General features: G+C 71.5%; 18 protein-coding genes. 12 read left to right on the top strand and 6 right to left on the bottom strand.

Annotated features, from left to right (window positions below; all coding sequences use genetic code 11):
* Positions 1–189 precede the first annotated feature (189 nt).
* The 5 genes from ACIF8S_RS05995 to ACIF8S_RS05975 all read left to right on the top strand — a co-directional run bounded on the left by ACIF8S_RS05995 (position 190) and on the right by ACIF8S_RS05975 (position 6,309).
* Entirely contained in the window at positions 190–1,407 is a 1,218-nt protein-coding gene (locus tag ACIF8S_RS05995; RefSeq protein WP_399997561.1) for an NAD(P)/FAD-dependent oxidoreductase, read from the top strand.
* Positions 1,407–4,004 (top strand): nitrite reductase large subunit NirB, encoded by a 2,598-nt coding sequence (gene nirB, locus ACIF8S_RS05990; RefSeq protein WP_399997560.1) that lies wholly within the window; start codon positions 1,407–1,409, stop codon positions 4,002–4,004. Before ACIF8S_RS05995 ends, nirB begins: the two co-directional genes overlap by 1 nt.
* A complete protein-coding gene (gene nirD, locus ACIF8S_RS05985) occupies positions 4,004–4,357 on the top strand; it encodes a nitrite reductase small subunit NirD (protein ID WP_399997558.1) in 354 nt (117 codons plus the stop codon). Before nirB ends, nirD begins: the two co-directional genes overlap by 1 nt.
* Positions 4,358–4,580: 223 nt before the next feature.
* Positions 4,581–5,738: an alkaline phosphatase PhoX gene (locus ACIF8S_RS05980; protein ID WP_399997557.1), complete on the top strand. Its 1,158-nt coding sequence runs from the start codon at positions 4,581–4,583 to the stop codon at positions 5,736–5,738.
* A 148-nt stretch (positions 5,739–5,886) separates the two neighbouring features.
* Positions 5,887–6,309, top strand: coding sequence for an LAETG motif-containing sortase-dependent surface protein (locus tag ACIF8S_RS05975; protein ID WP_399997556.1), 423 nt, complete (start codon positions 5,887–5,889; stop codon positions 6,307–6,309).
* Between the two features lie 39 nt (positions 6,310–6,348).
* Here ACIF8S_RS05975 and ACIF8S_RS05970 read toward each other — a convergent pair whose 3' ends face one another.
* Complete coding sequence (locus ACIF8S_RS05970; RefSeq protein ID WP_399997555.1) at positions 6,349–6,936, bottom strand: hypothetical protein; 588 nt, start codon at positions 6,934–6,936, stop codon at positions 6,349–6,351.
* A gap of 376 nt (positions 6,937–7,312) precedes the next feature.
* Between ACIF8S_RS05970 and ACIF8S_RS05965 the strand changes: the two genes are divergently transcribed.
* Complete coding sequence (locus tag ACIF8S_RS05965; RefSeq protein WP_399997554.1) at positions 7,313–7,723, top strand: excalibur calcium-binding domain-containing protein; 411 nt, start codon at positions 7,313–7,315, stop codon at positions 7,721–7,723.
* 154 nt (positions 7,724–7,877) lie between these two features.
* On the opposite strand, the gene ppdK is transcribed toward ACIF8S_RS05965, so the two are convergent.
* Positions 7,878–10,625 (bottom strand): pyruvate, phosphate dikinase, encoded by a 2,748-nt coding sequence (gene ppdK / locus ACIF8S_RS05960; RefSeq protein ID WP_399997552.1) that lies wholly within the window; start codon positions 10,623–10,625, stop codon positions 7,878–7,880.
* Positions 10,626–11,130: 505 nt separating this feature from the next.
* On the opposite strand from ppdK, the gene ACIF8S_RS05955 reads away from it, so the two are divergent.
* A complete protein-coding gene (locus tag ACIF8S_RS05955) occupies positions 11,131–12,873 on the top strand; it encodes a CDP-alcohol phosphatidyltransferase (RefSeq protein ID WP_399997551.1) in 1,743 nt (580 codons plus the stop codon).
* A 53-nt stretch (positions 12,874–12,926) separates the two neighbouring features.
* Here ACIF8S_RS05955 and dusB read toward each other — a convergent pair whose 3' ends face one another.
* Positions 12,927–14,081, bottom strand: a complete 1,155-nt coding sequence (dusB, locus tag ACIF8S_RS05950) for a tRNA dihydrouridine synthase DusB (protein WP_399997550.1) — start codon at positions 14,079–14,081, stop codon at positions 12,927–12,929.
* A 97-nt stretch (positions 14,082–14,178) separates the two neighbouring features.
* On the opposite strand from dusB, the gene ACIF8S_RS05945 reads away from it, so the two are divergent.
* On the top strand, positions 14,179–15,627 hold the full coding sequence (locus ACIF8S_RS05945; RefSeq protein ID WP_399997549.1) for an MFS transporter: 1,449 nt from the start codon (positions 14,179–14,181) through the stop codon (positions 15,625–15,627).
* Between the two features lie 361 nt (positions 15,628–15,988).
* Positions 15,989–16,195: a hypothetical protein gene (locus tag ACIF8S_RS05940; RefSeq protein ID WP_349793040.1), complete on the top strand. Its 207-nt coding sequence runs from the start codon at positions 15,989–15,991 to the stop codon at positions 16,193–16,195.
* 9 nt (positions 16,196–16,204) lie between these two features.
* Here the strand turns inward: ACIF8S_RS05940 and ACIF8S_RS05935 are convergent, their stop codons facing one another.
* The 3 genes from ACIF8S_RS05935 to ACIF8S_RS05925 form a co-directional block, all read right to left on the bottom strand.
* Entirely contained in the window at positions 16,205–16,792 is a 588-nt protein-coding gene (locus tag ACIF8S_RS05935) for a TetR family transcriptional regulator (protein ID WP_349793038.1), read from the bottom strand.
* 25 nt (positions 16,793–16,817) lie between these two features.
* Positions 16,818–17,828 (bottom strand): aldo/keto reductase, encoded by a 1,011-nt coding sequence (locus ACIF8S_RS05930; protein WP_399997548.1) that lies wholly within the window; start codon positions 17,826–17,828, stop codon positions 16,818–16,820.
* Positions 17,829–18,024: 196 nt separating this feature from the next.
* A complete protein-coding gene (locus tag ACIF8S_RS05925; protein WP_145825617.1) occupies positions 18,025–19,407 on the bottom strand; it encodes a glycine--tRNA ligase in 1,383 nt (460 codons plus the stop codon).
* A gap of 163 nt (positions 19,408–19,570) precedes the next feature.
* Here ACIF8S_RS05925 and ACIF8S_RS05920 point away from each other — a divergent pair, with 163 nt between their 5' ends.
* Genes ACIF8S_RS05920 through ACIF8S_RS05910 form a run of 3 tightly spaced genes read left to right on the top strand, consistent with a single transcriptional unit; the run spans position 19,571 to position 22,256 of the window.
* The gene (locus ACIF8S_RS05920; protein WP_399997547.1) at positions 19,571–20,557 is read left to right on the top strand and encodes a metal ABC transporter substrate-binding protein; all 987 of its coding nucleotides are present in this window, start codon (positions 19,571–19,573) and stop codon (positions 20,555–20,557) included.
* A 26-nt stretch (positions 20,558–20,583) separates the two neighbouring features.
* The gene (locus ACIF8S_RS05915) at positions 20,584–21,354 is read left to right on the top strand and encodes a metal ABC transporter ATP-binding protein (protein ID WP_399997546.1); all 771 of its coding nucleotides are present in this window, start codon (positions 20,584–20,586) and stop codon (positions 21,352–21,354) included.
* Complete coding sequence (locus ACIF8S_RS05910) at positions 21,354–22,256, top strand: metal ABC transporter permease (RefSeq protein ID WP_399997544.1); 903 nt, start codon at positions 21,354–21,356, stop codon at positions 22,254–22,256. Before ACIF8S_RS05915 ends, ACIF8S_RS05910 begins: the two co-directional genes overlap by 1 nt.
* Positions 22,257–22,258: the final 2 nt, after the last annotated feature.

Raw genomic sequence — 22,258 nt, 5'->3', positions numbered from 1 at the left:
GTGAGCCTATGGAGGCGATAGATGGTGCGTCCATCAAGATGAGCGTTTGTTGAGGTTGGGCTCCTCACACCCGCCCCGGGACCGCCTCCGGAAGCCTCACATCCCGTGCCCCCGACCGCTGAGGGCAGCGTTCCGCGCGGGAAACAGAGGGGATGCCACCGGGTAACACCCGCCCCGCACGCTCGGGACATGACCTCGAACGAGCGTGTGGTGGTGATCGGCTCCGGCCTCGCGGGCGTACGTCTCGCCCGGCGGCTCGGCGAGCTGGGCACGCCCGTGACGCTGATCGGCGAGGAGGAGCACCCGCCGTACAACCGGGTGCTGCTCGCCGAGGTGCTCGCCGGGCGCTACCGGCCCGAGGTGATCGCCCTGCCCGCCCCCGCGGAGCTGGTCCGCGCCCGGGTCACCGGCATCGACCGGGGCCGGCGGACCGTCGCCTGCGCGGACGGCACGGAGATCGCCTACGGGCGGCTGGTGCTGGCCACCGGCTCCAACCCCGTCCTGCCGCCGCTGCGCGGCCTGTTCACCGAGGACCACGAGCTGCCCCGGGGCGTGCACGCGTTCCGCACCCTGGACGACTGCCTGGGCCTGTCCGCCGAGGTGCGGCCGGGCGTGCGGGCGGTGGTGATCGGCGGCGGGCTGCTCGGGGTGTCCGCGGCCCGCGCGCTGGCCGTGCGCGGCGCGCAGGTGGTCCTCGCCCAGCAGTCCGAGCGGCTCATGGAGCGCCAGCTCGACCCGGCCGCCTCCGCGCTGGTCCGGCGCCATCTGACCGGGCTCGGCGTGGAGGTGCACACCGAGTGCCGGGTGCGCGACGTGCGCTGCGTCGGCGGCGCGGTCCGCTCGGTGGAGATGGCCGACGGCTACGCCCTGGACGCCGACCTCGTGGTGCTGGCCTGCGGGGTGCACCCGAGGGTGTCCCTCGCGCAGGCCGCCGGCCTCGACGTGGCCAAGGGCGTCGTCGTCGACGACGAGCTGCGCACCTCCGACCCGTACGTCCACGCGGTCGGCGACTGCGTCCAGCACGCCGGCACCGTCTACGGGCTGGCCACGCCCGCCCTGGAACAGGCCGACGCGCTCGCCGCGCTGCTCGCCGGGGACACCACCGCCCGCTACACCGGCACCCGCTCGCTCACCCGCCTCACCCTGACCGGCCCGGACAGCCCCTTCGACCTGGCCGCGTTCGGCGAGACCGAGGTGCTGCCGGGTGACGACGTGGTGCAGCTCACCGACGCCACCCGCGGCACCTACCGCAAGGTCGTGGTCCGCGACGACCGCCTGGTCGGCGGCGTGCTGGTCGGCGAACTCGGCACCGTCGGCGCCCTCGCGCGCGCCTGGGAGGGAGCAGAGCCGCTCCCGTCCGACGGCGGGCCCCTGCTCCACCTGCTCACCAACGACGGAGGCTCCTGATGCCCACGGACACCTCGACCATCGTGCTCGTCGGCCACGGCATGGTCGGCCAGCGCTTCCTGGAGGCGCTCGCCGAGCGCGGCCTGACCGCCACGCACCGCGTGGTCGTGCTGTGCGAGGAGCCGCGTCCGGCGTACGACCGGGTGCAGCTGACCTCGTACTTCTCGGGCCGCACCCCCGAGGACCTGTCGCTGACGGACGCCCGGTTCATCGAGGACCACGGCATCGAGCTGCACGTCGGCGACCCGGCCGAGCACGTGGACCGCGAGGCGCGCACGGTGACCGCCCGCTCGGGGACGGTCGTCGGCTACGACGTGCTGGTACTGGCGACCGGCTCCTACCCGTTCGTGCCGCCGGTGCCGAACAAGGACGCCGAGGGCTGCTTCGTCTACCGCACCATCGAGGACCTGCTCGCCATCGAGGAGTACGCGAGGAGCAGGGCGAAGACCGGTGCGGTGGTCGGCGGCGGCCTGCTCGGCCTGGAGGCGGCCGGCGCGCTCAAGGGCCTCGGACTCACCTCGCACATCGTGGAGTTCGCGCCGCGCCTGATGCCGGTGCAGGTCGACGAGGGCGGCGGCGCGGCGCTGCTGCGCACCATCGAGGACATGGGGCTCTCCGTCCACACGGGCGTGGGCACCCAGGAGATCGTGGTCGACGATTCCGGCGCCGTCTCCGGCATGAAGCTGTCCGACGGCTCCGAACTCGCCACCGACATGGTGGTGTTCTCCGCCGGTGTCCGCCCCCGCGACCAGCTGGCCCGCGACTGCGGTCTGACGGTCGGCGAGCGCGGCGGGATCACCGTGGACGAGCAGTGCCGTACGGTCGCCGACCCGCGGGTGTTCGCGATCGGCGAGTGCGCGCTGGCCGCGGACGGCCGGGTGTACGGCCTGGTCGCGCCCGGCTACGAGCAGGCGGAGACGGCCGCCGCGACCATCGCCGAGGACGAGGCCGCCTTCACCGGCGCCGACCTGTCCACCAAGCTGAAGCTGCTCGGCGTGGACGTGGCGTCCTTCGGCGACGCGCACGGCACCGCCGAGGACTGCCTGGACGTCGTCTACTCCGACTCCCGCGCGGGCCTCTACAAGAAGCTGGTGATCGGCCGGGACGGCACGCTGCTGGGCGGCATCCTGATCGGTGACGCGGAGGCGTACGGCACGCTGCGGGCGTTCACCGGCTCGGTGCCGCCGGTCGCGCCGGAGTCGCTGGTGCTGCCCGCGGCGGCCGGGGCCCCGGCCGCGCTCGGCCCGTCCGCGCTGCCGGACGAGGCGGTGATCTGCTCCTGCCACAACGTCACCAAGGGCGCCGTCCGCGGCGCGGTCACGGACCACGCGTGCACCACCGTGCCCGAGGTGAAGAAGTGCACCAAGGCCGGTACCGGCTGCGGAAGTTGCGTCAAGGTGCTGGGCCAACTGGTGGACGCCGAGCTGGAGGCGAGCGGCGTCGAGGTCGACAAGGGCCTGTGCGCCTGCTTCTCCCAGACCCGGGAGGAGCTGTACGAGATCGTCCTCGCCCTGCGCATCGCCTCCCACCGCGAACTGCTGGACCGCCACGGGCGCGAGGAGGCGCGCGGCGGCGACGGCTGCGAGGTGTGCAAGCCGACGGTCGGCTCGATCATCGCCTCCCTGGCGCCCGCGATCGGCGCGAGCACGTACGTCCTCGACGGCGAGCAGGCGGCCCTCCAGGACACCAACGACCACTTCCTCGCCAATTTGCAGAGGAACGGCTCGTACTCGGTGGTGCCGCGCATCCCCGGCGGGGAGATCGCGCCCGAGAAGCTGATCGTGATCGGCGAGATCGCCCGCGACTTCGGCCTCTACACGAAGATCACCGGCGGTCAGCGGATCGACATGTTCGGCGCGCGGGTCGAGCAGCTGCCGCTGATCTGGGCCCGGCTGGTCGACGCCGGCTTCGAGTCGGGCCATGCGTACGGCAAGTCGCTGCGCACGGTGAAGTCCTGCGTGGGGCAGACCTGGTGCCGGTACGGCGTGCAGGACTCGGTGCGGATGGCGATCGACCTGGAGCTGCGCTACCGGGGCCTGCGCTCCCCGCACAAGCTCAAGTCGGCGGTCTCCGGCTGCCAGCGGGAGTGCGCGGAGGCCCGGTCGAAGGACTTCGGCGTCATCGCCACCGTGGGCGGCTGGAACCTGTACGTCGGCGGCAACGGCGGCGCCACCCCGCGCCACGCCGACCTGCTGGCCCAGGACCTCTCCGACGCCGAACTGGTCCGCCTCATCGACCGGTTCCTGATGTTCTACATCCGCACCGCCGACCGGCTGGAGCGCACCAGCGTCTGGCTGGACCGTGTCCCCGGCGGCCTGGACCACGTGCGGGACGTGGTGGTGCACGACTCCCTCGGCATCTGCGACGAGCTGGAGTCGCTGATGGCCGCGCACGTCGCGCACTACCGCGACGAGTGGGCCGAGACGATCAACGATCCCGAGAAGCTGGCCCGGTTCGTGTCCTTCGTCAACGCCCCGGACACCCCCGACCCGGTGGTCGCCTTCGTCCCCGAACGCGACCAGATCAAGCCCGACCTGCCCCTGCTGAGCATCGGCCTGCGTCCCGCCGACGACGTCCTGGAAGGAAGCGCACACTGATGACCCTGGCACTCGAGACGACCACCGGCCTGACGATCCGACTCCGCCTGGAGGACGACTGGTTCGAGGTCTGCGACCTCGGCGCGCTGATCCCCGGCCGGGGCGTGGCCGCCCTGCTGCCCGACGGCCGGCAGGCCGCCGTCTTCACCGACCGCGCGGGCCGCCTGTACGCCCTTGACAACCGCGACCCGTTCACCGGCGCGGCAGTCCTCTCCCGCGGCCTCACCGGCACCCACCGGGGCCGCCCGTTCGTCGCCTCCCCGCTCCTGAAGCAGCGCTTCGACCTGGAGACCGGCCGCTGCCTGGACGACGACACGGTCCGGGTGACGACGTACGAGGTGAAGGCGGCGTGAGCGGCCGGGGCTGTCGTGTCCGGGCCGCTGCGGCCCCGGGCCCCCGGGTGGCGGTGCCGCAGTGAGACGCGGGGCCGCCGGCCCGGTGCGCGCCCGCCCGCGAGACGGCCACCCGCCCGTACGCCGCCAGCCATGAAACGTCCATGTCATGCCCGTAGGTTCGCTGCTCGCACGCCCCCGTCGCCGACCGGCGGCGGGGCGGTAACGGCAACCTGGAGTGACAGTGGAACGTCGTACCTTCCTTCGTGCGACCGCCCTCGGCGGCAGCTCCGCCGTACTCGGCGGGACCCTGTGGCGCGGTGCCGCGTACGCCGCCCCCGCCCAGCCCGGCACCGGCCCGTACGGGGCGCTCGGAGCGGCGGACGTCAACGGGATCGCGCTCCCGGCGGGATTCACCAGCCGGGTGATCGCCCGCTCCGGGCAGCGGGTCGGGAGCACGTCGTACACCTGGCACAACGCCCCGGACGGCGGGGCCTGTTACGCCGACGGAAGCGGCTGGATCTACGTCTCCAACTCGGAGATCAACCCGTCGGGCGGCGCGAGCGCGGTGAAGTTCTCGGCCACCGGCGCCATCACGGGCGCGTACCGCGTCCTGTCCGGCACCCGGCAGAACTGCGCGGGCGGGAGGACCCCGTGGAACACGTGGCTGTCCTGCGAGGAGGTGGACCGGGGGTACGTCTACGAGACCGACCCGTGGGGCGTGAAGGCAGCCGTACGCCGTGACGCCATGGGGCGCTTCAAGCACGAGGCGGCGGCAGCCGACCCGGTGCGCAGGGTGATCTACCTGACCGAGGACGTCTCGGACGGCTGCTTCTACCGCTTCAGGCCCACGACCTGGGGCGACCTGTCCTCCGGCACACTGGAGGTGCTGGTCGGCGGGAGCGGCGCCGGCGGCCCGGTGAGCTGGGCCCGGGTCCCGGACCCGTCCGGCGCCACCGCCACCCGCAACCAGGTCTCCGGGGCCAAGCGCTTCAACGGCGGCGAGGGCTGCCACTACGCGAACGACACATGCTGGTTCACCACCAAGGGCGACAACCGGGTCTGGCAGTACGACGCAGCCGCCCAGACCGTCGAACTCGCCTACGACGACTCGCTGGTGACCGGCGGAACGGCCCCGCTGACCGGGGTTGACAACGTCACCGGCTCCTCCTCCGGCGACCTCTTCGTCGCCGAGGACGGCGGGACCATGGAGATCTGCGTCATCACTCCCGACGACGTGGTGGCCCCGTTCCTGCGCGTCAGCGGTCAGCCGGGCTCCGAGATCACCGGCCCGGCCTTCTCCCCGGACGGCACCCGCCTGTACTTCTCCAGTCAGCGCGGTACGAGCGGGAGTTCGTCGGGCGGCATCACGTACGAGGTGAAGGGTCCCTTCCGGGCGTGACGCGCGGGAGGTGGCGGACAGCCACCTCCCGGTCACATCACGTTCCCGTCACGGGTCCTTCATCTTCCCCACGCGCCACGAGCCCCCCAGTAGCTTCGACACCCTCGCACCGATCAGACGCTTTCGTCCGACCTGGGGGCTCCTCACCATGATCCCGTTCCGTACCTCAGCAGCCGCGCTGCTCACCGCCGTCGCCCTGGCCGCCGCACCGGCCACCGCCGTGGCCCACGACGGCAACCACCCGTTCGAGAACTGCACCGACGCGTACGACAACGGGTACAGCGACATCCCCAAGGGCGACGAGCACTACGGCAAGCACCTCGACCGGGACAACGACGGCGTCGGCTGCGACCAGCCGCCCGCCGGCTTCGTGCCGCACGACGACAGCGCCGACGGCGCCGGCGCGGGCGCCGAAGGCAGCGGGGCCAAGGAGGAGAACGGCGGCGGCACCGACCTCGCCGAGACCGGGGGCAGCGACACCACCCCGTACCTCGCGGCCGGAGGCGCGGCCGTCGTCCTGCTGGGCGGCGGCCTGATGATCGCCGCACGCCGGCGCCGCGACAACCGCTGACCCGCCCTCCCGGGGGCCGGGTGCCCGGCCCCCGGGGGATCACAGCGACAGCAGCAGGGAGCTCTCCTTGCCCTGGCGGCGCCGCACATGACCGCGCCACCCGGCCAGGGCCGCCATCAGCGTCCAGGTCACCAGACCGGCGAACGCTCCGTGGAGACGGCCGGCGGCGTCCACCTGGCCCGCCCACTCCATGGGCACCACGCCGTCCGGGTCACGGATCACTTCGAACCGCTGCCCCGGCCGGGGAGCCCGGTCGCCCTTGTAGGTCATCCGCTCGGACAGTTCCCGGCCGTCCTCGGTGCGCAGCGTGAGCCGGTGACTGTCGCCGCCCGTCCCGTCCGCGCTGTCGGCGACGATCACCACGCTCTCGCGCACCCCGCGCAGCTCCAGCGCCATTTCGGGCGCGTACTGGACGGCCCCGACGAGGACCATCAGGCCGGGCGCCAGGGAGAGCAGGGCGATCCAGCCCGCGCGGTGCAGCCAGATCAGCAGCCCGCCGAAGGCCAGGCAGAGCACGCCCCCCACGACGATGGGGGCCGCCACCCACCGCAGCGCCAGGTAGGACACGCAGGCGGTGACGAGCGCGGCGACCCAGCCGTACAGCGCCACCCACAGCGTGCGCCGCACCGACCGCCAGGGGTCGACGGCGCGCCCGCCCGTGCCGTCCTGATTTCCGGTTCTGCTTCCCCGTATCACCGGTGACACCGCTGCGCCTTCCGCTCCCCCGCCGTGGCGGCACTCGTCCGGCTCAGGACACTACCGGCGACCCTCGCCGTCCGGTTCCGGGTGGCCGAAATCGAACCCACACCCCTCTCGACCTGGGCTTTCGGCGCGAAACGGAGGAAGGATCGCCTCCGTTCGTGGCGGTCCGCCACGAAGCCGTCACATCACGTTCACATCACAGGTCACTCGTAACCCTCTGCATCACTACTGAACGGCCAGTAACTTCATCACGCCACAGCCCACTTACCGGCACCCGCAATCGGACTGGGGGGCATTTAGCATGCACCTGACACGAAGCATCCTCACGGCCCTCGCCGCCCTCACCCTGGCCGCCGTTCCCGTCACCGCCTCGGCCCACGACGGGGACCACCCGTTCAAGAGCTGCGCGCAGGCGTACGACAACGGCTACTCCAGGCTTTCCAGCGGGGACGACCACTACGGCCCCGAACTCGACCCCGACGGGGACGGCATCGCCTGCGACGAACCCCCCGCCGGCTTCATCCCGCGCGACCACACCGAGGTCGGCGAGGACACCACACCCGTGGCCGAGACCACCACCGCTGCCCGGAGCGACGACCTCGCCGACGAGGACAGCGGCCTCACGACCTACGTGACCACCGGCGTCGCCGCCGTGGTCCTCCTCGGAGGCATCGTGCTCCTCGCCTCCCGCATGCGCCGCAACCGCACCTGACCGCCCCACCGGGCGCGTACCGCGTGTGCGCACGACGGAAGGGGCGGCACCCCCGCACGGGTGCCGCCCCTCCTTCGTGATCCGGAACCGTCGCCGATCGGTGAGGGTGGTCGGGTGACAGACGACGGCCCCGGGGCCGGACGCCCCGGAGGGCTCAGCGGTGGTCGCTGCCCTCCGAGGTCACGGCGGCGCGGCCGGCCTCCAGCCGGGCCACCGGGATGCGGAACGGGGAGCAGGAGACGTAGTCCAGTCCCACCTCGTGGAAGAAGTGGACCGACTCCGGGTCGCCGCCGTGCTCGCCGCAGACGCCGAGCTTCAGGTCCGGGCGGGTCTCACGGCCGGCCTTGGCCGCGGACTGCACCAGTGAGCCCACGCCGTCCTTGTCGATCGTCTCGAACGGCGACACCCCGAAGATGCCCTTCTCCAGATAGGCCGTGAAGAAGCTGGCCTCCACGTCGTCCCGGGAGAAGCCCCACACCGTCTGGGTGAGGTCGTTGGTGCCGAAGGAGAAGAACTCGGCCGCCTCCGCGATCTGGCCGGCGGTCAGCGCGGCGCGCGGCAGCTCGATCATCGTGCCGATGGCGAGCTTGAGCCGGGTGCCGGTGGCCTCCTCGACCTCCGCGATGACCTTGTCGGCCTCCTCGCGGACGATCTCCAGCTCCTGGACGGTGCCGACCAGCGGGATCATGATCTCCGCACGCGGGTCGCCCTTGGCGTTGCGGCGCTCGGCCGCGGCCTCGGCGATCGCCCGCACCTGCATGGTGAACAGGCCCGGGATGACCAGTCCGAGACGGACACCGCGCAGACCCAGCATCGGGTTCTGCTCGTGCAGCCGGTGCACGGCCTGGAGCAGCCGCAGCTCGTTCTCGTGCGGCTCCTGCCGGGACTCGGCGAGGGCCACGCGGACCGACAGCTCGGTGATGTCGGGCAGGAACTCGTGCAGCGGCGGGTCGAGCAGGCGGATGGTGACGGGCAGACCGTCCATCGCCTCGAACAGCTCGACGAAGTCCTGCTTCTGCAACGGCAGCAGGCCCTTGAGGGACTCCTCGCGCTCGGCCTGGGTGTCGGCCAGGATCAGCCGCTCCACCAGCTCACGCCGGTCGCCGAGGAACATGTGCTCGGTGCGGCACAGGCCGATGCCCTGGGCACCGAACCGGCGGGCGCGCAGGGCGTCCTCGGCGTTGTCGGCGTTGGCGCGCACCCGCAGCCGGCGCTTGCGGTCGGCGAACGCCATCATCCGGTGCACGGCCTCGACCAGCTCGTCGGCGTCGTCGGCGCCAGGGTGCATCCGGCCCTCGAAGTACTCCACGACCGGGGACGGGACGACCGGGACCTCGCCCAGGTAGACCCTGCCGGAGGAGCCGTCGATGGAGATGACGTCGCCCTCCTCGACGACCTGCCCGCCGGGCACGGTCATCCGGCGGCGCTTGGTGTCGACCTCCAGCTCCTCGGCGCCGCAGACACAGGTCTTGCCCATGCCGCGGGCGACGACGGCCGCGTGGGAGGTCTTGCCGCCGCGCGAGGTGAGGATGCCCTCGGCGGCGATCATGCCGTCCAGGTCGTCGGGGTTGGTCTCACGGCGGATCAGGATGACCTTCTCGCCGGACCGGGACCACTTGACGGCGGTGTAGGAGTCGAAGACCGCCTTGCCGACCGCTGCGCCCGGGGAGGCGGCGATGCCCCGCCCGACCTGCTCGACCTTCGCCTCGTCGTCGAAGCGGGGGAACATCAGCTGGGCGAGCTGGGCGCCGTTGACCCGGCACAGGGCCTCGGCCTCGTCGATCAGGCCCTGGTCCACCAGCTGCGTGGCGATGCGGAAGGCGGCGCCCGCGGTGCGCTTGCCGACGCGGGTCTGCAGCATCCACAGCTGGCCGCGCTCGATGGTGAACTCGATGTCGCAGAGATCCTTGTAATGGTTCTCCAGCGTCTCCATGATCTGCATCAGCTGGTCGTACGACTTCTTGTCGATCTGCTCCAGCTCCGCGAGCGGGACCGTGTTGCGGATGCCCGCGACGACGTCCTCGCCCTGCGCGTTCTGCAGGTAGTCACCGTAGACGCCCTGGTGGCCGGAGGCGGGGTCGCGGGTGAAGGCGACGCCGGTGCCGGAGTCGGGGCCGAGGTTGCCGAAGACCATCGAGCAGACGTTGACGGCGGTGCCCAGGTCGTGCGGGATGCGCTCCTGGCGGCGGTAGAGCTTGGCCCGCTCACCGTTCCAGGAGTCGAAGACCGCCTTGATGGCGAGGTCCATCTGCTCGCGCGGGTCCTGCGGGAAGTCCCGGCCGCACTCGGTCTTGACGATCTTCTTGAACTTGGTGACGAGCTTCTTGAGGTCGGCGGCCTCCAGCTCGGTGTCGACCGTGACCTTCTTGGCCGCCTTGGCCGCCTCGAGCGCGTCCTCGAACAGCTCGCCGTCCACGCCGAGGACGGTCTTGCCGAACATCTGGATGAGGCGCCGGTAGGAGTCCCACGCGAAGCGGTCGTCGCCGGCCTGCTTGGCCAGGCCCTGCACGGACTTGTCCGACAGACCGATGTTGAGGACGGTGTCCATCATGCCGGGCATGGAGAACTTGGCCCCCGAGCGGACCGACACGAGGAGGGGGTTGTCGGCCTGGCCGAGCTTCTTGCCCATGTTCTGCTCGAGCGCGTCGAGGTGGGCGCTCACCTCGTCACGCAGTGCCGCGGGCTCCGCGCCGCTGTCGAGGTAGACCTTGCAGGCTTCGGTGGTGATGGTGAAGCCGGGTGGCACGGGGAGACCGAGGTTGGTCATCTCGGCGAGGTTGGCCCCCTTGCCGCCCAGCAGGTCCTTGAGGTCCTTGTTGCCCTCGGTGAAGTCGTAGACGAACTTCACGCTCTCAACGCTCGTGCCCGACTGAGCTACGTGGGGATCTTTGTTTTCCGACACGGGTCTCGACTCCTCGAGGACGCGGTGGCTGCCCTGACGGCGAGGAATGTACCCAGATCAAAGGCCTCTGGGTACGTCCACTTGTGCGTCGTGCGCCTGTGACCGGCCGAGTGCCAGCGGATCGAAAGTCAAGGCTTGGCAAGCGGTCAGGGCCGAGTGTTTTCACTTCTTGAACGCGGAGTGCCTCCCGGAACGGCGTGAGCCGCTCATGTGAGCATCTTTGCCCACGTTTGATTTCGCTCGATGAACGATCACCGGGTGGCACTGAGTGCCAATCTTTGAGAAGTGCAGCCTCCCATGATCCGCTCATCTGAGCGGAACCCCTATCAGGGGTGGCGAGAATCACGCTGCCACACGGCGCCGGGTTTCACCATGCGGACCAACAGAACGGCCGCCTGGGTGAACACAACGGCCCGCCCGCCCGTACGGAACAGCGGCGGATCCGGGCCCCCACGCCGGATCCGCCACCCTCTTCACCGGCCTCGGTACGGAAGGAACCTCCGGGTTGCCTGTCTTCACTCGCGCCCTCGCGCGCCTGCGCGCCCTCCGTGTTCCCACACGCCTCGGGACCACACGTGTCCTCGCGCGCTGGCGCCACGCACGCGACGCCCACCCCGCCGCCGACCGGGCCCTGCGCCGCACGGTGCACGTGCTCGCCGCCCTGCTGGTGTGCGCCGCCCTGCTGATGCCGAACACCATGCCGGGCCTGCGCCCCGACCGCTTCACCCGGATCCCCGCCGAGGCGATCGTGGGGGCGGTGCTGCTGCTCGTCCTGCCGCGCCGGCCCCGCGTCGCCGTCGCCGCGCTGTACGGCACGGGCCTCGGCCTGCTCACCGTGCTCAACCTGCTGGACATCGGCTTCAGCGAGTACCTGGGCCGCGGCTTCAACCTGGTCCTCGACTGGGGCCTGCTGGACGACGCCCTGTCCTACGTGCGGGACTCCATGGGCGGCTTCGTCGCCACCGCCGCGGCCGTCGGCGCGGTCCTGCTCGCCGTGCTCGTCGTGGTCCTCATGGCGCTGGCCGCGGTGCGGCTCGGCAACGTACTGGCCCGGCACCGCGCCCGCGCCAGCACGGGCGCCATGGTGGCGGGCACCGTGTGGATCACCTGCGCCTCGCTGGGCCTGCAGATCTCGGGCCTGCCGGTCGCCTCGGACCGCGCCGCCGACACCCTGCGCGGACAGACCCACCGGGTGGTGGACACCCTGCGCGACGAGGCGGCCTTCGCGAAGGAGGCGCGGACCGACGCCTTCGGCGCCACCCCGCCCCGGCTGCTCCTGCCGGACCTGCGCGGCAAGGACGTGGTGATCGCGTTCATCGAGAGCTACGGCCGCGTGGCCGTCGACGACCCGCTGATCGCCCCCGGGGTCACCAGCACCCTCGACGCCCGCACCGCCGCGCTCGCCCGGGCCGGGTACCAGGCGCGCAGCGGGTGGCTGACCTCGTCGACGTACGGGGGGAGCAGCTGGCTCGGGCACTCCACCACCCTGTCGGGGCTGTGGATCGACAACCAGCAGCGCTACCGCACCGCCACCAACAGCGACCACCTCACCCTGACCAAGGCGTTCCAGAAGTCCGGCGCCTGGGACACCGTCGGCATCATGCCCGGCGTGCAGAAGACCTGGCCGGAGGCGGAGTGGTACGGCCTCGACAAGGTCTACGACGCCTTCGAGATGGGCTACGAAGGGCCGAAGTTCAGCTGGTCCACCATGCCCGACCAGTACGCCCTGGAGGCGTTCGAGCGTCTGGAGCACGGGAAGAAGCGGAACCGGCCGCTGATGTCGGAGGTCATCCTCACCTCCAGCCACCAGCCCTGGGCGCCGGTCCCGGAGATGGTCGGCTGGGAGGACCTGGGCAACGGCTCGGTCTTCGACACGATCGAGGAGGCGGGCCGTGACGCCTCCGAGGTGATGGCCGACTCCGCGGAGTCCCGCAAGGAGTACGGCAGGTCCGTCTCGTACTCGGTGACCGCCCTCACCGAATGGCTGGAGCGCTACGGCACCGACGACACGGTGCTGGTCTTCCTCGGAGACCACCAGCCCATCGCCCGGGTCACCGGGCACACGAAGAACCGGGACGTGCCGGTGACGGTCGTCGCCAAGGACCCGGAGGTGCTGCGGAAGATCGACGGCTGGAACTGGACGCCGGGACTGCGGCCCGCCGACGACGCGCCGGTGTGGAAGATGGACGCCTTCCGCGACCGCTTCCTGACGGCCTACGGGTCGGTGCCCCGGCCCACCGGGGACTGACCCCGGCCGGCGGCCTCCGGGAGGGCCGGCCGGCCGACCCGGGTCGGCCCGGGTCAGCCGCCGGAGGTGTCCAGTTCCGCGTCCTCGCCGACGCCCGCGCAGTCGTAGGGGTCCTTCAGCCAGCCGTCCGGCAGCACCACGCGGTTGTTGCCGGACGTACGGCCGCGGGGGCCGTCGGCACCGGCCGGCCAGGACTGGTCGAGGTCCAGCTCGTCGAGGCCGTCCCGCAGCTCCTGGAGCGAGGAGGTGACCGCGAGCCGCTTGCGCATCTCCGAGCCGACCGCGAAGCCCTTCAGGTACCAGGCGACGTGCTTGCGGAAGTCGATCACGCCGCGCGACTCGTCGCCGATCCACTCGCCGAGCAGGGTGGCGTGCCGGACCATGACGTCGGCCACCTCGCGCAGGGTGGGCCGGACGTAGGCGTCGGAGCGGCCCTCGAAGGCGGCGACCAGGTCGGCGAACAGCCACGGCCGGCCGAGACAGCCGCGGCCCACGACCACGCCGTCACAGCCGGTCTCGCGCACCATCCGCAGGGCGTCGTCGGCGGACCAGATGTCGCCGTTGCCGAGCACCGGGATCTCCGGGACGTGCTCCTTCAGCCGGGCGATCGCCTCCCAGTCGGCGGTGCCGCCGTAGTGCTGGGCGGCGGTGCGGCCGTGCAGCGCGACGGCGGTGACTCCCTCCTCGACAGCGATCCGGCCGGCGTCCAGGTAGGTCAGGTGGTCGTCGTCGATGCCCTTGCGCATCTTCATCGTCACCGGCAGCTCGCCGGCGCCGGAGACGGCCTCGCGCAGGATGGCACGGAGCAGGTGCCGCTTGAAGGGCAGGGCGGAGCCACCGCCCTTGCGGGTCACCTTCGGCACGGGGCAGCCGAAGTTGAGGTCGATGTGGTCGGCGAGGTCCTCCTCCGCGATCATGCGGACGGCCTTGCCGACGGTCACCGGGTCGACGCCGTACAGCTGGATGGAGCGTGGCTGCTCGCTCGCGTCGAACCGGATCAGCTGCATGGTCTTCTCGTTGCGCTCGACCAGCGCCCGGGTGGTGATCATTTCGCTGACGTACAGGCCCTTGCCGCCGCTGAACTCCCGGCACAGGGTGCGGAAAGGCGCGTTGGTGATCCCGGCCATGGGGGCGAGCACGACGGGCGGTTGCACCGCGTGCGGGCCGATGGACAGGGTCGTGTTCACGGTCGGCGAGGCTGTGGGCATTCCCCCATTGTCCCGCATGCCGCAGGACGCTCCGCACAATGCTTGTGTAACGGTCATTAGTTAGCCGCACTATCGACATGCGCGTACGATGACCCGCATGCCCGAGCTCAGCCACGGCCATCGCATGCTGGTGCTCGCGATCTGCTGCATGAGTCTGCTGATCGTGAGCCTGGACAACACGGTTCTCAACGTCGCCCTGCCCTCCCTCCAGCGGGAGCTGGGCGCGAGTACCTCGGGACTGCAGTGGACCATCGACGCGTACACGCTCGTCCTGGCCTCGCTGCTGATGCTGGCCGGCTCGACGGCCGACCGGATCGGCCGGAAGCGGGTCTTCATGGCCGGCCTGGTGGTCTTCACCCTGGGCTCGCTGCTGTGCTCGCTCGCCCCGGACCTGAACTGGCTGGTGGTGTTCCGCATGGTGCAGGCGGTGGGCGGTTCGATGCTCAACCCGGTCGCCATGTCGATCATCACCAACACCTTCACCGATCCGCGCGAGCGCGCCCGCGCGATCGGCGTCTGGGGCGCCGTCGTCGGTCTCTCGATGGCGGCGGGTCCGCTGGTCGGCGGAGTGCTGGTGGACTCGGTCGGCTGGCGCTCCATCTTCTGGGTCAACCTGCCGGTGGGGCTCGCCGCCGCGCTCCTGACCTGGCGTTTCGTCCCGGAGTCCCGCGCCCCGCGGGCCCGCCGTCCCGACCCGGCCGGGCAGGTGCTGGTCATCGCCCTGTTCGGCTCCCTCACGTACGCGATCATCGAGGCGCCACACGGCTCCTGGCAGTCCACCGCGCCCTTCGCGGCGCTCGCGGTGATCGCCCTCCTCACCCTCCTGCGCTACGAGCCACGCCGCCCCGAGCCGCTGATCGACCTGCGCTTCTTCCGCTCCGCTCCGTTCAGCGGGGCCACGGTGATCGCGGTGAGCGCCTTCGCGGCACTCGGCGGCTTCCTGTTCCTGTCCACGCTCTACCTGCAGAACGTCCGAGGGCTGAGCGCGCTGGAGGCGGGGCTGTGGATGCTGCCGATGGCCGTCCCGACGTTCATCTGCGCCCCGCTGTCCGGGCGGCTCGTCGGCAGCCGGGGCCCACGGCTGCCCCTGCTGATCGCGGGCGGGGCGATGACGGTGAGCGGGCTGCTGTTCGCCCTCTTCGAGGCTGAGACGTCGAACGTCACGCTCTTCGCCGGGTACGTCCTGTTCGGCGTCGGCTTCGGCTTCGTCAACGCCCCGATCACCAACACCGCGGTCTCCGGCATGCCCACCGCCCAGGCCGGGGTGGCCTCCGCGGTCGCCTCCACCAGCCGCCAGCTGGGCCAGACCCTGGGCGTGGCGGTGCTGGGCGCGGTGCTGGCGGCGGGGGTGGGGGCGTCCTCGTACGCCGACACGTTCGTGACGGCGTCGCACCCGGGCTGGTGGATTCTGGCAGCGTGCGGGGCGGTGGTTCTGACGCTGGGCGTCGTCACGACGGGCCCGTGGGCCCGAGCGACGGCGGAACGGGTGGCGTGCCGCCTGAAGGGGGAGGAACCGCGGCTTCGCCGCGCGGGGGTGGACGCCTGAGGGTGCCCCCGGGCCGCCGTCGTGGCTGGTCGCGCAGTTCGCCGCGCCCCTCACGGGGCGCCTCCGCCGCTGCGGGCAGTCGTGCCGCTTGGGGCGGCACGGGTGGGCGCAGCGGCACCCCAGCGACGCGGCACCGTTCCCGTAGCGCCCCGCCCCGCCCCGCTGCCGTGCCAGGTGCGGGTGGGACGTGGCTGGTCGCGCAGTTCGCGGCGCCCCTGACGGGGCGCTTGCGTCTGCGCGCACTCGCCCCCGCAGGGCCCCGTGCGCGACACCCCTTGCGCGACTTCTGCGGAGCCCCGCCTGTTGATGTTGGTTTTGCTGCACACTCGGCGACACCGATCTGCCGACTGCCGGAGGCACCATGCCCCAGATCGATTCGAGCAAGGTAAGCCGCTGGGATCTGCACGGCCGTGAGCACACCGTGCGCGTCCAGCGCACCGGGGTGCAGCGGACGATCAGATGCGACACGTGCGGCTGGCGCAGAGGCGCCCAGTTCCTGCCGTGGCTCAAGGCGCAGGAGCACCTGGAGCAGGCGCACCAGGCCACGGTGGACCCCACCGCCGCCTGACCCGCACGCTCAGGCCCGCAGCCCTCGCACCAGCAGGCTGACGGCCGCCTCGAAGTCGGTGTCCGCCTCCGGGGTGCTCCACTCCGCCACGTAACCCGGGTCGTGGAAGCGGCCGGTCGCCTGGAACACGGCACGGGCGCCGGTGGCGGGGTCGACGCCGTGGAAGACGCCGGCGGCCACCCCGTCGGCGACGATCCGGGTCAGCTGCCCGGTCAGCTCGGTGATGTGCTCGCCCACCGCCTGGACCTGCTCGCCGGCCAGCACGCTGTAGGTGGCGAACAGCTCCGGGTCGTCACCCGCCTTGCGCCGCTTGGCGGCGAAGAGGGCGGCGAGCCAGTCCCGCAGCCGGGACTCCGGGTCACGGGACGCGTCGTCGGCTATCCCGCCCAGCGCCTCGGACGTACGGTCCAGCCAGCGTTTGGTGACCGCCTCGCGCAGCGCCGCCTTGGTGCGGAAGTGCCGGTAGACGCTGCCGTGGCTGACCCCGAGGGCGCGGGCCACGTCCACCACGGTGGCCTTCGCCGGGCCGTGCCGCCGCAGCACCTCCTCGGTCGCCTCCAGGATGCGCTCGGCGGTCAGGGTCTCGGTCGCTGCCATGTCTAGACCGTACCCGGCACGGATGTCACTCCTTGGTGCCGAGGTGTGCCATCTGCTGCTCCGGGTAGCGGGCGCCCGCCGCCGCGCCGGGCGGCACCGCCCGCTCGATCGCCGCGAGGTCGTCCGCGTCCAGCGTGACGTCCAGCGCGCCCAGCGCCTCCGTGAGCCGCTCCCGGGTGCGGGAGCCGACCAGCGGCACGATGTCCTCGCCGCGCGACAGCACCCAGGCGATGGCGATCTGCGCGACGGTGACGCCCTTGCGGGAGGCGATCTCGCGCAGCGCGTCGACGAGGGTCAGGTTGTGCCGGAGGTTGTCGCCCTGGAAGCGGGGCGAGTGGGCCCGGAAGTCGCCCGGGGAGAGCTGCCGGTCGGCGGTGAAGTGGCCGGAGATCAGTCCGCGCGAGAGCACCCCGTACGCCGTGACGGAGATGCCCAGCTCACGGGTGGTGGGCAGGATCTGGTCCTCCACGGCCCGGGAGATCAGCGAGTACTCGATCTGGAGGTCCGTGATCGGCGCGGTGGCGGCGGCCCGGCGGACGGTGTCGGCGCCGACCTCGCTGAGGCCGATGTGCCGTACGTGGCCCTGCTGGACGAGTTCCGCGATGGCGCCGACGGTCTCCTCGATCGGCACGTCGGGGTCGGCGCGGGAGATGCGGTAGACGTCGATGTGGTCGACGCCCAGGCGCTGCAGGGAGTACGCGGCGAAGTTCCGCACCGCGGCCGGGCGGCCGTCGATCGGGCCCCAGCCGCCGTCCGGGTCGCGCATCGAGCCGAACTTGACGCTGGTCAGCGCCTGTTCACGCAGACCGGCCGGAGCGGTGCGCAGTGCCTCGCCGATCAGCAGCTCGTTGTGCCCCATGCCGTAGAAGTCGCCCGTGTCGAGCAGGGTGACGCCGGCGTCCAGGGCCGCGTGGATCGTGGCGATCGCCTCGCTCCGGTCCGCTTCGCCGTACAGCGCGGACATGCCCATGCAGCCGAGGCCGAGGGCGGAGACGCGGGGGCCGGTGGTTCCGAGAGGTCGGGTGTGCGTCGTCATGCCCCCACTATGGCATGACGAATGACAGAAATCAATATCTGTCATTCGTCAGTTGTCATCTGTCGGTTGTCACATCCCCGGTGTCCGGGACCCGCGCCCCGGACACCGGGACCCGCGGTACCCCGGGAACGCGAAACGCCGGGCCCCGGTGTTCCGGGGCCCGGCGTCGTGCCGGTGAGGCGGGTGAGGCGGAGGATCAGGCGCCGACGAGGCGCGCGGCCAGGTAGCCCTCGATCTGGTCGAGGGAGACCCGCTCCTGCTTCATGGTGTCGCGCTCGCGCACGGTCACCGCGTTGTCGTCGAGGGTGTCGAAGTCGACCGTCACGCAGAACGGCGTGCCGATCTCGTCCTGGCGGCGGTAGCGGCGGCCGATGGCGCCGGCGTCGTCGAACTCGATGTTCCAGTTCTGCCGCAGGGCCTGGGCGAGGCCCTTGGCCTTCGGGGACAGCTCCGGGTTGCGGGAGAGCGGCAGCACCGCGACCTTCACCGGCGCGAGGCGGTGGTCGAGCCGCAGCACCGTGCGCTTCTCCATCTTGCCCTTGGCGTTGGGCGCCTCGTCCTCGACGTAGGCGTCGAGGAGGAACGCCAGCATCGCCCGGCCGACACCGGCCGCCGGCTCGATGACGAACGGCGTCCAGCGCTCGCCGGCCTCCTGGTCGAAGTAGGAGAGGTCCTGGCCGGAGGCCTTGGCGTGGGCGGAGAGGTCGTAGTCGGTGCGGTTGGCGACACCCTCCAGCTCGCCCCACTCACTGCCGCCGAACTGGAAGCGGTACTCGATGTCGGCGGTGCGCTTGGAGTAGTGGCTGAGCTTCTCCTTCGGGTGCTCGTACCACCGCATGTTCTCCTCGCGCAGGCCGAGACCGGTGTACCAGTTCCAGCGCTGCTCCATCCAGTACTCCTGCCACTGCTCGTCCTCGCCCGGCTTGACGAAGAACTCCATCTCCATCTGCTCGAACTCGCGGGTGCGGAAGATGAAGTTGCCGGGCGTGATCTCGTTGCGGAAGGACTTGCCCATCTGGGCGATGCCGAACGGCGGCTTGCGGCGCGAAGTGGTCTGCACCTGGGCGAAGTTGGTGAAGATGCCCTGGGCGGTCTCGGGGCGCAGGTAGGCGATGGAGCCGGAGTCCTGCGTCGGGCCGAGGTGGGTGGAGAGCAGGCCCGAGAACTGCTTGGGCTCGGTGAAGGTGCCCTTGTTGCCGCAGTTGGGGCAGTTGAGGTCGGCGAGGCCGTTCTCCGGGGCGTGGCCCTTCTTCTCCTCGTACGCCTCCTCCAGGTGGTCCGCGCGGAACCGCTTGTGACAGGAGGTGCATTCGGTCAGCGGGTCCGTGAAGGTGGCGACGTGACCGGAGGCGACCCACACGTCCGGGGCCAGGATCACGGACGAGTCGATACCGACCACGTCCTCGCGCGAGGTGACCATGTAGCGCCACCACTGACGCTTCAGGTTCTCCTTGAGCTCGACACCCAGCGGTCCGTAGTCCCAGGCGGCCTTCGTGCCGCCATAGATCTCACTACTGGGAAATACGAAGCCACGGCGCTTGCTCAGGCTGACGATGGTGTCGATCTTGTCGGCGGCCACGGTGCTCTCTTCATTACGACGACGGGCGACGAAGCGAGATTGCTTCCAGCGAAGCCTTCAGGTTACCGGCGGGGACGGCCCCTCGACCAAATCGGCCCCTCCATGCGGGACCACGAGGAGGGCTTGTTGACAACGGTTTCCATCTCAGTTGAAAATGACTGTCATGAACGTACGACGACGTCCCATATCCGCGGTCGCACTCGCCGCTGTCACCGCCCTCGGGCTCTCCACCCTGACCGCCTGCTCCTCCGACAGCGCCGCCGCGGGCACCACGGACACGTTCGACGTCGTCGCGTCGTTCTACCCGATGGCCTTCCTCGCCGAGCGGATCGGCGGCGAGCACGTCCACGTCACCAGTCTCACCGAGCCCGGACAGGAACCGCACGACCTGGAGATCAGCGCCCACCAGATGGGTCAGCTCGAGAAGTCCGACGCGGCTCTCTACCTCAAGGGCCTCCAGCCCGCCGTCGACAAGGCCGTCGGCCTGGCCGAGGTTTCCACGAAGATCGACGCGGCCGAACTGACCACGCTGGAGACGCACGGCACCGAGGCCGGCGGCCACGAGGACGAACACGGCGACGAGCACGCACACGAGGACGAGCACGGCCACGACCACGACCACGAGGGCGGCACCGACCCCCACATCTGGCTCGACCCGGTCAAGTACGCCGAGGTCGCCGAGGGGGTCGGCAAGGCCTTCCAGAAGGCCGACCCGGACCACGCCGCCGACTACCGGAAGAACACAGCGACCCTGGTCAAGGATCTGAAGGCGCTCGACGATAAGTTCCGCACCGGCCTCGCGAACCGCAGGACGGACGTCTTCCTCACCACCCACGCCGCCTTCGGCTACCTCGCCGAGCGCTACGGCCTGACCGAGGAGGCCATCAGCGGCCTGGACCCGGAGTCCGAGCCCAGCGGGGCGCGCATGAAGGAGCTCCAGGAGATCGCGAAGGCCGACGGGGTCACCACCGTCTTCTACGAGACACTGGTCAGCGACCGGACCGCGAAGACGCTCGCCGCCGACGTGGGCCTGAAGACCGACGTCCTCGACCCCGTCGAGGGCATCACGGACCACTCCCGCGGCGAGGACTACCTCCAGGTGATGGAAGCCAACCTCACGGCCCTGCGCACCGCCCTGGGCGCCCGGTGAACGACGACGACGTACCGGAGGACGGCATGACATCCGAGCCCGTGATCACCCTGCGGGGGGTGCGCGCCGAACTGGGTTCGCGTCCCGTCCTGCGCGGTATCGACCTCACCGTGCGGCGCGGCGAGGTCGTCGCCCTGCTCGGTGCCAACGGCTCCGGCAAGTCCACCGCCGTCCGCTCCGTGATCGGCCAGGTGCCCGTCACCACCGGGGAGATCGAGCTGTTCGGCACCCCGCAGCGCCGGTTCCGCGACTGGGCGCGGGTGGGCTACGTCCCGCAGCGCACCACGGCAGCCGGCGGGGTGCCCGCCACGGTCACCGAGATCGTCTCCGCGGGCCGGCTCGCCCGTTCCCGCTTCGGCCTGTTCCGCAAGGCGGACCGTGCGGCCGTCCGGCGGGCCCTGGAGCTGGTCGGCATGGCGGACCGCGCCGACGACTCCGTCGACGCCCTCTCCGGCGGCCAGCACCAGCGGGTCCTGATCGCCCGCGCGCTGTCCGCCGAGCCGGATCTGCTGATCATGGACGAGCCGATGGCGGGCGTGGACCTGGCGAGCCAGGAGGTCCTCGCCGACACGCTGCGGACGCAGGTGGAGCGGGGCACCACGGTCCTCCTCGTGCTCCACGAACTGGGCCCGCTGGAGCCCCTGATCGACCGCGCGGTCGTGCTCCGCGACGGCTGCGTGCTGCATGACGGCCCGCCCCCGAAGGCGGTCGGCCAGCACGCCCTGCCCGGCCACGACCACGTACACCCGCACGCACCGGCGGACGCCGGACCGATCCGCACGGGACTGCTGAGCTGATGGAATTCCTCGACTACGCCTTCATGCAGCGGGCGCTGCTCGCCGCCGTCCTGGTCGGCGTGACCGCCCCCGCCATCGGCGTCTACCTCGTCCAGCGCCGCCAGGCGCTCATGGGCGACGGCATCGGCCACGTCGCGATGACCGGCGTGGGCCTCGGCTTCCTGCTGTCCTGGTCCCCGGTGTGGATGGCGGCCCTGATCTCCGTCCTCGGCGCCGTCCTCATGGAACTGGTCCGCTGGTACGCCAAGACCCGCGGCGACATCGCCCTCGCGATGCTCTTCTACGGCGGCATGGCCGGCGGCGTGATGTTCACCAGCCTCGCCCCCGGCGGCTCCACCTCGAACCTGTCCTCGTACCTCTTCGGCTCCCTGACCACGGTCTCCTCGTCCGACGTGACCGCGATCTGCGTGCTGGCCGCGCTGGTGGTGCTGGTCACCGTGGGGCTGCGGCGGCAGCTCTTCGCGGTCAGCCAGGACGAGGAGTTCGCGCGGGTGACGGGCCTGCCGGTGCGGTTCCTCAACCTGCTCACGGCGGTCACGGCCGCGGTCACGGTGTCCGTGGCGATGCGGGTGGTCGGCCTGCTGCTGGTGAGCGCGCTCATGGTGGTGCCGGTCGCGGCGGCCCAGCAGCTCACCCGCAGCTTCGCCGCCACGTTCGCCGGCGCCGTCGCGATCGGCGTGAGCGTGACCATCGGCGGGACCGTCACCTCGTACTACCAGGACGTGCCGCCCGGCGCGACGATCGTGCTGCTGACCATCGCCGCCTTCATCGCGCTGACCGCGCTGGCCGCGCCCCTCGCCCGCCGCCGCGCCCGGGCCCTGGCCGCAGCGGGGCCCGTGGGCGATCCCGCGGAGTGCACGATTCCGGCCAGCCGTCCGGCCGACGGCAAGGTCGGCGCCTGACT

The organism is Streptomyces sp. NPDC085937 (genome assembly GCF_044540535.1).
In the GTDB taxonomy this organism is placed as follows: domain Bacteria; phylum Actinomycetota; class Actinomycetes; order Streptomycetales; family Streptomycetaceae; genus Streptomyces.
Note: the sequence above shows the minus strand (reverse complement) of the source record. Positions and strands in the feature narration are given on the sequence as shown.